Origin of the sequence: Clostridium sp. Marseille-Q5894 (genome assembly GCF_946902305.1) — a bacterium.
Lineage (GTDB): Bacteria > Bacillota_I > Bacilli_A > Erysipelotrichales > Coprobacillaceae > Thomasclavelia.
Map to the genome: position 1 here is coordinate 108,494 of NZ_CAMPPT010000004.1, position 14,322 is coordinate 122,815.

Consider the following 14,322-nt stretch of genomic DNA (forward strand, 5'->3'; position numbering starts at 1 on the left):
GACAATTGTGTAAAGAGATGTTTACTTTTTAGCTTTTTACTAAATTTTTTGATATTTTTTAAAATAAAACCTTTGAAAATACCCTTTTTTGGTCTAAAAATGATAAATTTTATGTTTTGTAATAATATAATTTTACTATTTTAATAAATTTTTCTAATATATTTTTTTAAATTTTTTATTTTTTTTTCAATTTATTACAAAATTCTTGAAAACAGCCACAAAAAGAGTAATATATATAAAGGAAAAAGGAGAATAATTATGGCTAAAAAATTTATCGTTGAAACTTCTGCAAGACATATTCATTTATCAAATGAAGACTTAGAAACATTATTTGGAAAGGGATATCAATTAACAAACAAAAAAGATCTTTCACAACCAGGACAATTTGCATGTGTTGAAAAAGTAACTGTTGTTGGTACTAAAGGAGAACAAAAAATGTCTGTTTTAGGTCCTACACGTAATGCTACTCAAGTTGAATTATCTTTAACTGATGCTCGTTCATTAGGACTTCAAGCGGCAATTAGAGAATCTGGAGATATTGAAGGAACTGCAGGTTGTAAATTAATCGGTCCTGCTGGTGAAGTTGAAATTCCTTGTGGAGTAATCGCAGCTAAAAGACATATTCACATGACACCTGCTGATGCTAAAGAATTTGGTGTTGAAGATAAGGAAATCGTTAGTGTTAAAATCGATACTGAAGGTCGTTCATTAATCTTTGGTGATGTAGTTTGCCGTGTAAGTGAAAATTATGCTACTGCAATGCATATTGATACAGATGAATCTAATGCAGCTGGTTGTGGTAGAGAAGTATATGGAACAATCGTAAAATAAAAAAGCCTTTGGCTTTTTTTATTTTATTAAATTATTGTCGAATTATGTTATAATGTTTCTAGGTGATGATATGAAAATACTAGATGCATTAGGTAAAACAAAAAAAGCAATCGGTGGTATAGTTGCAATTTTACTAGTAGCAATACTTATTTTCTATGCTGGAACAAGGTTTGCTAGTGGTAGTGATGAACCAAAAATTACTGCAACTGGTTTGACCCAGCAGTTACAAGAAATTGAAGAATTAGCTACAATGTCATACAATTATACTAAAGTTGGTAAATTTTCAGATAATCTCAAATTCAATGGCTGGGATATCCCATTAACTCAAAAAAGTTTTTTAATTACATATAATGGTAAATTAAAAGCTGGTATTAAAATGGATAAAATAAAAACGTCAATTGAAAACAATACTATTGTAGTTTCTATTCCAGAAATTGAAATCTTAAGTAATGAAATAGATGAAAACAGCATTGAAGTCTACGATGAAACCAAAAACGTTTTTAATCCTATTTCAATATCTGATTACACTGCTTTTGCAAAAAAACAAAAAGAAACCGTAGCAGAAGAAGCAATCGAAAATGGCTTATTAAGTGAAGCTGCTACTAAAACACAAAGCACAATAAAAAAATATTTAAATGCTATTCCTGGAATTAGTGATTCATATGAAATAGAAGTAAAATTTTTAGAATCAGATACAAACTAACTTCTCATAATATTGCAAAAACGAATGAATAGTGGGAATGTCAAGAAATTTGTGTAAGTAATTTTATTAAATTGTCAAAGAACTATAGAAATGACTTATATCGAGTATATATAGGTCATTTTATTTTTCTAAATATTTTTGGATTCTTGTTGAAAATCTATCATCCATCATTAATTGATTCATAACCATTGCCCAATTTGATACACGCCCACCTGACCATTTTTTCGATAATTCAAGAACTCTTAAATATAACACTTTTAATACCGCTGTCTCATTTGGAAATGCTCCTTTTTTTATGACCTTTCTAAAACTTGAATTGACACTTTCAATTGCATTGGTTGTATACATAACTTTTCTGATGGCTGATCCATAATCAAACAGCTGTTCTACATGATGAATGTTCCTTTCCCATACATCAACTGCTCCCGGATATTGTTTCCACTCATTCTTGAATGTTTCAAATGCGTTTTTGGCCGCCTTTAAACTAGGAGCTCCATAAACTTTTTTCAATGATTGTGTAAATCGCTTATAATCCTTGCTTGGGACATATTTAATAGAATTCCTTATAAGGTGGACAATACATCTTTGTACCACAACATTGGGAAATATTGCTTTCGCACCATCTTCAAGTCCACTAACACCATCCATAGATATAAAGAAAACATCTTCCACACCTCTCGCTTTGATTTCATCAAAAATCTGCATCCATTTATGCTTGCTTTCTGTCTCGTTTAACCATAACCCCAGTATTTCCTTGTTTCCATTGATGTCATAGCCTAAAACAGCATATACAGCATATTCCTTTACCTCATAATCATTTCTTACTGTCACATATAAACAGTCAACAAACAAGAATGCATAACATTGAGATAGTGGTCGGTTTTGCCAGTTTTCCAGTTCAGGAATGATAGCATCGGTTATATCGGAAATCATTTCATGAGAAACCGAAAATCCATAGATATCTTCAATTGTGGTTGATATATCTCTTTGAGACATTCCTTTTGCATACATTGAGATGACTTTATTTTCAATGTCCGAAACATCTCTCGTTCTCTTAGGAATAATTTGCGGTTCAAAAGATGCCTCCCTGTCTCTAGGTATATTAATATCTAATTCTCCTCTTGATGTTTTTATTTTTTTAGGAGAATAACCATTTCTTCTGTTTAATGTCTTTTTTTCTTCTTTACTGTTAGATGCATAACCAAGATGGTTGTTCATTTCTCCCTGAAGCATTGATTCAAATAATGGTCCAAAAATATCTTTTAAAGCTTCATCCATATCCTGTGCTGATTGTGGATTATAAGTATCAATAATTTGTTGAGCCAAAGCTACTGTTTTTGGATCTCTTTTTATTCTTGCCATATTTCATTAACCTCCATATTTTTAATTTTGATAATAAGAAAAGTGTGTAGCAGTAATATAACACATATTACTTACTTACACACTTTATTTTACACTCCCTGAATAGTTTTTAATTATTCATTCACTTTTTTGTCTCGTTTTTAATTTCTCCTCATTCATAACAAAAAAATATCCAAATATTTATTTACTTGGATACTTTCAGGTATTTTTGCCGCACTAAAAAAGAAACTAGCTTTCTTTTTTTAATTTCTAGCTTATTGATTTTTTCTTCATATTCTTTGTTTTTTTATTTATATCTGTGATATTTCCTTAGATTATGTCTTATTCCAACTAACAGTATCTCTTTTTTTCACCATTTTCTCCCCTTCGTCGTAATCTTCCATATCCTTGATTTGCTTTTATATCACCAAATGTTCTTTCTGTTGCACTGCTTATTTATTAGTTTTTTTCCTTCTTTGCTTTCTAGATTTTCTCTGACTTCTTTTTGATATATGGTCTTACTCAACTTTAGCAAGCAGGACTAAAACGAAACATCATAACCATGGGTATTTCTGTGAGAGAAGTCGACATACTTATTTATATTTACCTCCCGAGCGACTTCTAAAACAGTTCTACAAATATCATCATGGAAACATCTTTTTAAAGAAAAAGAAAAATCCAGTCGCAAATAAGATTAAAATGAGTTATAATTTAAAATTATTATACCAAAAAAACGCTCGCTTGAGCGTTTTTTTGTTTTATGAAACTGTAAAATAATTATTTACTCATCACAGTCTCTTTTAGTTTAATTAAATTCTTTTTTTAGTAACATAAGCTCCTGCAACTGTCAACATGATCAACATACCTAGACCTGCAAAGTTAACATCATCGCCTGTTGTAATTGAATTATCAGAATCAGATACTGATGGTTCAATTACATCTGGATCTACATCTACAGCTTTAGTTTGTTTAGCTAACCATTGCCATGCATTTACACCATTTTCATCATAACATTCATTATTATCAAAATATGTCCATGACCAGTGTCCATCATATTGATATGGATTTCCTTCTGCATCTGTAAATCTTCCTGTTGTATCATGTACATCTTCAAATGCTGATACGTGTACATTTTGCGCACCTGCTGCTAATAATCTTTCGATCGTTGCTTCGCTGCATAATGTTGGATTTACTGTTCCATCATTTTTTGCATATGTAAACCAGATTGGCATATCTTTTATTGCTTCAATTTGTTCATCTGTTATATATTGATCCTGATATGCTTCACAGATTGGATATGCTGCTGCAAAATAATCTGGATGTTTTAATATCATTTCCATCGTCATATATCCACCGTTTGAACATCCTCCGATGATTACTCGATTTGGATCAATATCATCATTTGCTTTTACATATGCATCGATCATTTCAAATAAACTGTCTGCATAGCATGATCCTTTATCTCCGTTTTGATATGCTCCTGTTCCATCATCCATCCACATTGTTGGACTTTGTGGTGTTAAAATATATGCTCCTTCAAATAATCCTTGGAACTGTTCTCCAGCTAATGCCGTTACCTCATTTCCTAATATATCTATATATGGATCTTTTCCACCTTCTCCTGCTCCATGTAACCAGATTACTAAAGCATTCTTTTTGTCATCTTCTGCTGGTATGAATTCTGCATATGTATAATTTGTTCCATCAGATGTTGTATATGATTTCATGTTGAATACTTCACCTTGTGGACAGATTTTTCCATCTCCTGCTACATCGATGCTTGCTGTAACATTTAATGCATTGATTGTTTCATTTCCTGACATCAATACTGCTCCATCATTTAATGAAACATATAAGTTATATGGTGTACACCATGTATTGAATCCTGTAACCAAATTATAGATGAAAGGTGATCCTTCATTTGGTGATACATACATTTCAATTGTTACATAATTAGAATCTGTACTAACCTGATTTCCGTTAGCATCAGATGTATATGCATCTAAAACTGTTCTTGCTACTGGATCACATACATATGTATTTCCAGCTCTTGGATCAGACCAGTCATATACTTCTTTACTTTCTTCAACAGTAAAGCTGTCTTTATTTACTGAATCACTATTAATTGTCTTATCTAATTTAATTACAGTTTTAGAAACAGCTGATCCCCAGTCATCACCAATAACATAGGCTTTTTGAGTTCCTGAAGCGTAAACTAACTCAGCATTAGTTTGATTTGATAACCATTGCCATGCATTTACACCATTTTCATCATAACATTCATTATTATCAAAATATGTCCATGACCAGTGTCCATCATATTGATATGGATTTCCTTCTGCATCTGTAAATCTTCCTGTTATATCATGTACATCTTCAAATGCTGATACATGTACATTTGTTGCTCCTGCTGCTAATAATCTTTCGATCGTTGCTTCGCTGCATAATGTTGGATTTACTGTTCTATCATTTTTTGCATATGTAAACCAGATTGGCATATCTTTTATTGCTTCGATTTGTTCATCTGTTATATATTGATCCTGGTATGCTTCACAGATCGGATATGCTGCTGCAAAATAATCTGGATGTTTTAATATCATTTCCATCGTCATATATCCACCGTTTGAACATCCTCCGATGATTACTCGATCTGGATCGATATCATCATTTGCTTTTACATATGCATCGATCATTTCAAATAAACTGTCTGCATAGCATGATCCTTTATCTCCGTTTTGATATGCTCCTGTTCCATCATCCATCCACATTGTTGGACTTTGTGGTGTTAAAATATATGCTCCTTCAAATAATCCTTGGAACTGTTCTCCAGCTAATGCCGTTACCTCATTTCCTAATATATCTATATATGGATCTTTTCCACCTTCTCCTGCTCCATGTAACCAGATTACTAAAGCATTCTTTTTGTCATCTTCTGCTGGTATGAATTCTGCATATGTATAATTTGTTCCATCAGATGTTGTATATGATTTCATGTTGAATACTTCACCTTGTGGACAGATTTTTCCATCTCCTGCTACATCGATGCTTGCTGTAACATTTAATGCATTGATTGTTTCATTTCCTGACATCAATACTGCTCCATCATTTAATGAAACATATAAGTTATATGGTGTACACCATGTATTGAATCCTGTAACCAAATTATAGATGAAAGGTGATCCTTCATTTGGTGATACATACATTTCAATTGTTACATAATTAGAATCTGTACTAACCTGATTTCCGTTAGCATCAGATGTATATGCATCTAAAACTGTTCTTGCTGCTGGTTCACTTACTGTTGTTTTACCAGCTCTTGGATCAGACCAGTCATATACTTCTTTACTTTCTTCAACAGTAAAGCTGTCTTTATTTACTGAATCACTATTAATTGTCTTATCTAATTCAATTACAGTTTTAGAAACAGCTGGTCCCCAGTCATCACCAATAACATAGGCTTTTTGAGTTCCTTCTGCTACTCCTTCCGATGCCGAAACTGACACCCTTACAAGACCCATGACCATCAAGGCACAGATCAAACAACTTAAAACCTTTTTCATCATTTTACCATTCCTTTCTCTCTCTTATAATTTTATTATATAATTTTAAGCGCTTACAAGAATGGCTTTTTATCCTTTAAAATATGTCATTTTCTCATCTTTTCTCGATATTTTGCTGGTGTTAAAAAATATTTCCTTTTAAATGTTTGATTAAATGATTTTACATTAGGAAACCCATTATTTAGAGCAACATCAATAACTGGATAGTCCGTTGAAATCAATTCTTCTTCCGCATGCCATAATCTTAATCGAGTTAAATACTCTTTCACAGTTACATCCAAATTATCTTTAAATAACTTTGATAAATATCCATTTGATATTTCAAATCTTTCAGCAATATTATCTACTGAAAGATCTTCTTGATAATTAGTTTCCATATATTTAATAATATTTATAATTCTATTTTTATATTTATTATCTTTCAATTCTATATAATCACTTTTTTCTTTAGCCAAGTTATCCATCAAAAGAAAAACAAGCATTTGAATATGTCCCTTTATTCTAATATTATTAAATACATCCTCATCCTCATAAAATCTAATTATATCCAGTATTTTTTTTAATAACACTCGATTTATTTCTTCGTTAGGCTGCTGAAAATAAATTTTATCAATATCATGATAACACTCTTTTAAATAATCATAACCTATCTGTAATGCATAACCTTTATATATTTCTTCACCTTCAATAACATGAACAGCATGAATATCTTGAGAATTAATAATATAAATCTTTCCCGCAATTATTCTTACCATATCACCATTTATCCACAAATTAAATGTTCCATATAATGGTACTATGATCTCAATTCCACGATGCCAATGTTTATCAACGGGAACTCCACTACTATTTTCTACAAAAAAATCATGTAATTTAGTAGGCAAATTGTTATCATACTCAATTTTTTCATATTTGTACACTTAATCTAACTCCTCTCCATTTTCGATTTAAAAACTGCATATCATCATAAAAATTGATTATTTTCTTTTACAATGATATAAAACATAAGTTCCCCAGTATAATTTAAATTTTTCACCAGTTAATATTTAAATGTGTAAACATGTTATTTGATTTTAGATAAGCATAAAATTTTTATTCCTAATAAATTCTATTTACTTTTTTTGCAATATCCCTCCTTAATATTAATTATATTTTATCAACTTAATATTATCAAATTTTTGAGCTTTATATAACAAATTTAAGACAAAAAAAATGGTCTTTAGACCATTTCTATAATTTTATTTATTTACTGCATTTTTTAAAGCCGTACTAGATTTAAAAGCTGGTGCTTTGCTGGCTGCAATAGTCATAGTTTCACCTGTTCTTGGATTACGTCCTGTTCTTTCTCCTCTTTCACGTACTTCAAAATTTCCAAATCCTTTTAAAGATACTTTTTCACCTTTTACTAACGCTTCTGTTACTACATCTACAAAAGCAGTTACTACCTTATCAACATCAGTTTTTGTCATTTCTGTGTTTGAAGCAATTGCTTCCACCAATTCAGTTTTATTCATTTTATTTCTCCAATCTTTCTTTTATAGGAAATTATCCTACACCCATTATATTACTTATTATTATTGATTACAAGCTATAATATACCTCTATTTATTAATAAATTCTTTAACTTTTTTCACAAAACTCTCTACTGTTTTTTTCTGTGTTGCCCATGAAGTTACTAATCGAATACAATAATGATCCATATCTATCTGCTTCATTATAATGAAAGAATAATCCTGTTTCAAATATTCGATCAATGCTTTTGGTAAAATAGGAAAAATTTGATTGCTTAAAGAATCAACGTACATTTCAAAATCTTTAAGACCATCTCTTAAAATATCCGCCATTGCATTTTCATGCTTTCCTATTTCTAAATAAAGATCATTACTAAATAGTTCTTTAAACTGTATTCCTAACAATCGTCCTTTAGCTAACATCGCTCCCTGTTGTTTCATTGAATATCTAAAATCAGTTTTAAGTTTATCATTTATAATAACTAGACACTCTCCACATAAAGCTCCCATTTTAGTACCACCAATATAAAAGGCGTCACTATATTTAACTAAATCTTTTAATGTTGGAGTTCCTTCAAGCGCTAATGCACTGCCCAGCCTTGCCCCATCAACAAATAAGTATAAATTTTTATCTTTACATAACTGTGAGATTTCTTTTATCTCATCTAGCGTATACACACTTCCGTACTCTGTAGTTTGTGAAATATATACCATTTTAGGTTGTACCATATGTTCATCAATATGCTCATCAATGATTTCCTTAATCATTTCTGGTAGTAATTTCCCATTTTTATGTACTCTTGTTAATATTTTATGTCCTGTTGCTTCAATAGCTCCTGTTTCGTGTACATTAATATGTCCGCAATCAGCAGCTATTACAGCTTGATATGGTTTTAATGCAGATGATATAAAAGTTGCATTAGTCTGGGTTCCTCCAACGAGATAATGTACATCAATATTATCATTTTTTACTAGTTTCTTCAAAATACTAGTAGCTTCTAAACAATATTTATCTAACCCATATCCATCACATTGTTCATAATTTGTTTTCAACAAGGCTTCCATTATTTTAGGATGTGCCCCTTCACTATAATCATTTGTAAAACTATACATAGCAACCTCCTTATCTTCTTGGATACAATAATCCATAACGCACATATAAAACATCAAAATAAGTTTTCATTACTGTTGTTCCTGATAGCGATGATTCTGTAAAATCACTCTCTTTTCCATGTATAATAAATGTATGATCAGCTAAATCAATTACTTCACTATTTGCATTCAATGTTACTAAAATTACTTTAGCACCTCGTTTTTTTATTGACTTAACTAGCTCACCTATCGGTATTGGACGAGCTCTCACTGAAAGTACAATTGCAACACTATTTTCATCTAATAATTCAATTCGTTGTCTATCATCCCCGCGATCAGCAAATGCATATGAAAATTTACCTAATTTCACTAATTTAAATTGTATATCTGAAGCTAAAATTTTATTAAACTGAAACCCAAAGAAGTGTAGCTTTTTAGCATCATATATAATATCACATAATCGATCAATCTCATGTATATTAACATATTTTTTACTTTCCAATAAAGATGTAATAGATAGATCATAGACCATATCTACACATCTTGAAGGATCTTTATGAATTGCTACCAAATCTTCTGGCTCTAATTTTATCTCATGACTAGCCTGCTGTAATCCAATTTGAACTTCTTTTTTAAAATCTGCAAAATTGTCACATTTTAGTGCTTTGCAAAAGCGAGAAATAGTTGCTGGTGAAGTATAACATAAATCTGCCAATTCATTTATACTAATACTAGGTATTTTTTCAATATTATTTAATACTTGATAACAAATTGTATAATACATATCTTGACTATAGGATGCATTTATATAAGTTAATAAATTATATAGGATATCAAGTTCTGCATTTTCCTTACAACTCATAACACTCCCTCCTCTCTTTATAAGATATATTATACACAAATTAAAAATTAAAAATGAACTTTTTATTTCCTTTTTAATAAATATTAAAAATATCTAATTATTTTCTTTATCTCTAAATCTAAACTATTTTAAAATTAAAGGAAAACTAAAATATAAAAAACTTATTTTTATCATATATAGATAAACATGGGGTAAACCCCATGTTATCTACTCATATGTTTTCCTTTTTTTAATACAAGTAACCCTAAAACCGTAATAACAGTCATTATTCCATAGACTTCTATCAATGTATCATCAGATGTTTTTACAATATTTTTTTCATCTTTATTAATCGGTTGTTCTTGAACATTTCCATTAGTACTATTTCCTAAATTTGGATCATTCGTTTCTGGAACATCTACGATTGGATCATCAGGTTCAATAGGTTTTTCTGGTTCTGATTTGATTCTTACTCCTGCGGCTGCTTTAATAGTGGCTACTGCAGTCTCATCCCACATATCATTGTTTTCAAATCTATATTGTGATTCTAAACCAATTGGTAAACGTTCATCTCTATCTGGTTCTTGTGCTTTAGTTGCATAATTATCATAAATATAATTATAATCACCTTTATAAAGCCAGTTACGGACACAATTGGTAAGAACGTTATTTGTGATAGTAAAACCACATGATCCTTCATCAAGATAAATTCCTCCATACTCATTACATACACCATCAATATAATTACCTGTAATGATCGAATCATCTTGTCTACCTAGTGTATAAATTCCACCACCATCTATTAAAGAAGGTTCCGTCAATACATTTTCAACATAATTATAAGAAATGCTATTATTTCCAAGCATAAATTCTTTACCTTCATCAAAATCATTATAACCCCAGCCCCAGCCAACACTAATTCCTGTATATGGAAGATTTTTAACTGTGTTATACTCAACTGTTGTTCCTTTTGTAAAACCGACAAGGATACCTGCACATGCCCGATACGTTTCACCGACATTCGTAATATAGTTATCCGTAATTTTGTTGTTTTCTGTTAAATCTTCTAGCACTGGTATATGATCCTGGTAGGTAACATCTCCTAACAACAAACCACCACTTGCTAAATTTTCAAATTTATTATTTGTAATTGATGAATTTTTTGTTGCTCTGCCTAAGTGAACACCAGCATTTCCAAGCTCTTTGAAATTATTTTCAACAATATTGATATTATCGACATATTTACCATAGATTGCACTACCAGTTGAAGGGATCCATTCTCTATCCCAAACATCTTCTGGATTGATAATCGCACTTGCCTGGAATGTTTGTAAACCATCAGGCCAATTTGGTTTCAACCAGGTTGTATATTGGAATGTCAAACCAGTAAAAGTAATATTTTTAACAGGATTTCCTAGCTGTCCATCAAATACAACTAGATTTTCTAACCGCCCAAGTACTGTATCAATATTATTCATATCTTGTCCCTCTTGAGGTATATAGTAAATTTGATCTTCTTCTGTATTTAAATACCATTCTCCGGGTTCATCTAAAAGTTCATAGGCATTTTGTAAATATCTCACACCATCTCGCATTCCTTCAGCATCGATCGCTGCTCCTGTAAGATTAGTTTTTAAACTATTGTATGATTCATCGGTAATCTTTATTCTTTGACAATTTTCATAATCATCATTTGCTCCGATTGAACTTACACGTTCGATACACCATTTCCATTTACGTGCAAATACTACTTCCAAATCATCAGGGCGCGAGAAACTAACAGGTAAGCCTTCAGCATCTACATAGATATATTTTTTTGTAAATTCATAGGCTTTAAGTTCACTACGAGCACGAGTAGCACGTTTTCCATTTACATATAAGTCTCTACTTTCTAAACCATTTGCAGAAGCTTGCCAGATATTCTTTTCATCATCTACTTTAGTCCAATTAACAATTGATGTTCCGCCTGATATAATAACTTCTTCATTATTAAAAGCGCTCCATATTATATTATGACCATTTTTCCCACTATCTGCACTAGTAAAAGTAATTGTTTCATCAAGTAAATATGTACCACCTCTTAAATAAACCTTTAAATCTTCATCCATTTCATTCGACTTTTCTCTTATTAATTCTTGAGCTTTTATAAGTGTTTGAATTGGATTGTCAAATGTTCCTGAATTGTTGTCATCGCCATTTTTTGCATCTACAAATATTCCTGATTTGTACTCTTGGGCCGATACTAAATCAATGCTTGTGGCAACTGATGATATCATTATCATCAGGCATGCTAATACTTTTAAAAATTTTTTTCATGCCTTCCTCCATTTCTATCCGTTTTTATTGAACGAATTAATTTTTTCAATCGTAGTTAATAAAAATAATCTGTTATTATAATATTTAATATGAAGTTTTTAACTTTAATAACTCAAATTGTTATTTTGAATTATGTCTCAAAGTTTGTGTAAATTCTACCAGTAAATATTTTTATAATAATCTAGTATTTTAATCTTTATTGAAGAAAAGTTCTATTCATTTTTTAAAATATAATTTTTTACTACGATTGAATATTACCTTTTACTTTTCTTCTATACTGTTATAAGTTTTGTTTAAAAACTTTCTATTCGATAAAAAAGGCAAGACATTAGAATGCACAAAAAACACTCTTAGTCTTGCCTAATTGAATAGTAACAACCCTTATATATTTATATTATTGCATTACAAAATATTAATGTCAATATTTCACGCTTAAATATGTTAAAATTCAACGATTATGTCACCGCAAAATTCAGCGAAAATGTCACCAGTATTCTCTTTGTTAAAATTATCCTCTATCATGTTATATGAAGGAGGTTTTTTTATTGGACAAAAAAGAAATTGTTGATCTGTTGTCTAAAAAAATAAATGGTGATTTAAATATGTCTTATGATCAATTATCTATTCTTACTGGCTATTCTAGGCGTCAACTTATTCGTATTTCTAAATCATTAAAAGAAAAAGGTATAGATTCCACTTTGATTCACGGCAATAAAGGTTTGGCCGCCAATAACCGTGCTTCAAATACTGAAGTTGACTATATCGTCAATTTCAAAAAACTATACCCTAATATCACTATATCACAATTTAGAGATATTTATCTTGAAGATGTTATTTTCAATCCATCTAAAGAGCTTGATGTTCTAAAATATCAGCTTAAACCTAGAAGTATTTCATTCTTTCAGCGCCTTTATAAACAATTCAAGTGGTCATCTCCGGTAAAACATAGAAGTCATAAAAGAGCTTCTCCTCTACATTTATTAAGAAAAAGAAGTCCTCGAGCTGGTATGCTTATTCAAGTTGATGGAACTCCTTTTGACTGGTTTGGTAATGGTCAGCTCTACACATTACATATGGCTGTAGATGATGCAACCAATGATATACTTGCAGGATGGTTTACCAAAAACGAATGTATGTTTGGATATTGTAAAATAATGGAACTGATTATTAGAAAAAAAGGAATTCCCATAGCGATTTATTCAGACAAACATACTATTTTTAAAAGTTCTGAAGGTAATACGACATCTTTTGGATTAATGATGGAAAAGCTCGGTATTGAAATGATTTTCGCTAATACATCACAAGCAAAAGGATTAATAGAAAGATACAATGGAACCGCACAACGAAGATTACCGAATGATATTATTAGATTTAAAATAAAAGATTATGATCAGCTAAACTTATGGTTCAATGACTTCTATATAAAATATCTAAATGAAAAATTTGCGCATTTACCCATTGATCCAATCTATGAATTTGTAGAATTAACCGAAAATTATGATTTAAATTTAGTATTTACAATTTCAAATAAAAGAAAAATCGTTGAAGGTAATATGTTTTCTTATGAAGGTTATTATTATGTTCCATATGATAATAATGGAGAAGTCATAAAAATCAGATCATCAACGGAAATTACTGTTTTATATTTTGTGTTGGAAAACAAAGTAAGAATGAAATATATAGGTAGAATTTATGATTGTGCAATAGTTGGTACTAATCATAAAAACAGAAAAGTTGTGATTAACAATCACAAAGACTTAAATAATCTCATCCAAGAATTAGACAATAAAACAAAGGGTTCTCACTAGTTGAACCCTTCTTCATTTTTGGTGACATTTTCGCTGAACGTTAACATATTTCACGCTTAAATATATCAAAAAATTGATATATTTATGATAATTTTATAACGATTAGTATCAAATTATATTATTTAACCTTTAAAATTGTGTTTATTATAAATATTTTAGCTAAAGAAACTTTTGTTGCGCTAAGATCTTATTGAAACTATAATGTAGCACAATGATATTTTATTTAAAAAACAGACTTTGATTCCTGCTCAAAGTCTGAATACTATAAGTATTATATAATACTCTATTATTAATCTTCCTATACTTTTCTAATTAATAT

At 30.2% G+C, this 14,322-nt stretch carries 10 protein-coding genes; 3 read left to right on the forward strand and 7 right to left on the reverse strand.

All coding sequences use genetic code 11. The features are described from left to right. Positions 1 to 258: 258 nt before the first annotated feature. Both pduL and OC535_RS07635 read left to right on the forward strand, forming a co-directional pair. Positions 259 to 831, forward strand: coding sequence for a phosphate propanoyltransferase (pduL, locus tag OC535_RS07630; RefSeq protein WP_024721796.1), 573 nt, complete (start codon positions 259 to 261; stop codon positions 829 to 831). Between the two features lie 70 nt (positions 832 to 901). Next, on the forward strand, positions 902 to 1,534 hold the full coding sequence (locus tag OC535_RS07635) for a DUF4230 domain-containing protein (RefSeq protein WP_024721797.1): 633 nt from the start codon (positions 902 to 904) through the stop codon (positions 1,532 to 1,534). A gap of 120 nt (positions 1,535 to 1,654) precedes the next feature. On the opposite strand, the gene OC535_RS07640 is transcribed toward OC535_RS07635, so the two are convergent. The 7 genes from OC535_RS07640 to OC535_RS07670 all read right to left on the reverse strand — a co-directional run bounded on the left by OC535_RS07640 (position 1,655) and on the right by OC535_RS07670 (position 12,161). After that, a complete protein-coding gene (locus OC535_RS07640) occupies positions 1,655 to 2,896 on the reverse strand; it encodes an IS256 family transposase (protein ID WP_498822983.1) in 1,242 nt (413 codons plus the stop codon). 788 nt (positions 2,897 to 3,684) lie between these two features. Next, positions 3,685 to 6,435: a prolyl oligopeptidase family serine peptidase gene (locus OC535_RS07645; protein WP_498823526.1), complete on the reverse strand. Its 2,751-nt coding sequence runs from the start codon at positions 6,433 to 6,435 to the stop codon at positions 3,685 to 3,687. Between the two features lie 86 nt (positions 6,436 to 6,521). Beyond that, on the reverse strand, positions 6,522 to 7,355 hold the full coding sequence (locus tag OC535_RS07650; RefSeq protein WP_498823527.1) for a helix-turn-helix transcriptional regulator: 834 nt from the start codon (positions 7,353 to 7,355) through the stop codon (positions 6,522 to 6,524). Between the two features lie 318 nt (positions 7,356 to 7,673). Further along, entirely contained in the window at positions 7,674 to 7,949 is a 276-nt protein-coding gene (locus tag OC535_RS07655) for an HU family DNA-binding protein (protein WP_024722559.1), read from the reverse strand. 87 nt (positions 7,950 to 8,036) lie between these two features. Further along, the gene (locus OC535_RS07660; protein ID WP_498823528.1) at positions 8,037 to 9,059 is read right to left on the reverse strand and encodes a threonine aldolase family protein; all 1,023 of its coding nucleotides are present in this window, start codon (positions 9,057 to 9,059) and stop codon (positions 8,037 to 8,039) included. Positions 9,060 to 9,069: 10 nt separating this feature from the next. Continuing rightward, on the reverse strand, positions 9,070 to 9,900 hold the full coding sequence (locus OC535_RS07665; RefSeq protein WP_027089978.1) for a MurR/RpiR family transcriptional regulator: 831 nt from the start codon (positions 9,898 to 9,900) through the stop codon (positions 9,070 to 9,072). 203 nt (positions 9,901 to 10,103) lie between these two features. Next, positions 10,104 to 12,161 carry a right-handed parallel beta-helix repeat-containing protein gene (locus OC535_RS07670; protein ID WP_498823529.1) on the reverse strand — a complete coding sequence of 686 codons (2,058 nt, stop codon included), beginning with the start codon at positions 12,159 to 12,161 and terminating at the stop codon, positions 10,104 to 10,106. 579 nt (positions 12,162 to 12,740) lie between these two features. On the opposite strand from OC535_RS07670, the gene OC535_RS07675 reads away from it, so the two are divergent. Then, a complete protein-coding gene (locus OC535_RS07675; protein ID WP_498823036.1) occupies positions 12,741 to 14,003 on the forward strand; it encodes an ISNCY family transposase in 1,263 nt (420 codons plus the stop codon). The last annotated feature ends 319 nt before the right edge of the window (positions 14,004 to 14,322 follow it).

Bases quoted from the DNA above. Each gene is read 5' to 3' on its own strand.
- pduL (WP_024721796.1), top strand. From the start codon at position 259: ATGGCTAAAAAATTTATCGTTGAAACTTCTGCAAGACATATTCATTTA.
- OC535_RS07635 (WP_024721797.1), top strand. From the start codon at position 902: ATGAAAATACTAGATGCATTAGGTAAAACAAAAAAAGCAATCGGTGGT.
- OC535_RS07645 (WP_498823526.1), bottom strand. From the start codon at position 6,435: ATGAAAAAGGTTTTAAGTTGTTTGATCTGTGCCTTGATGGTCATGGGT.
- OC535_RS07670 (WP_498823529.1), bottom strand. From the start codon at position 12,161: ATGATAATGATATCATCAGTTGCCACAAGCATTGATTTAGTATCGGCC.
- OC535_RS07660 (WP_498823528.1), bottom strand. From the start codon at position 9,059: ATGTATAGTTTTACAAATGATTATAGTGAAGGGGCACATCCTAAAATA.
- OC535_RS07655 (WP_024722559.1), bottom strand. From the start codon at position 7,949: ATGAATAAAACTGAATTGGTGGAAGCAATTGCTTCAAACACAGAAATG.
- OC535_RS07640 (WP_498822983.1), bottom strand. From the start codon at position 2,896: ATGGCAAGAATAAAAAGAGATCCAAAAACAGTAGCTTTGGCTCAACAA.
- OC535_RS07665 (WP_027089978.1), bottom strand. From the start codon at position 9,900: ATGAGTTGTAAGGAAAATGCAGAACTTGATATCCTATATAATTTATTA.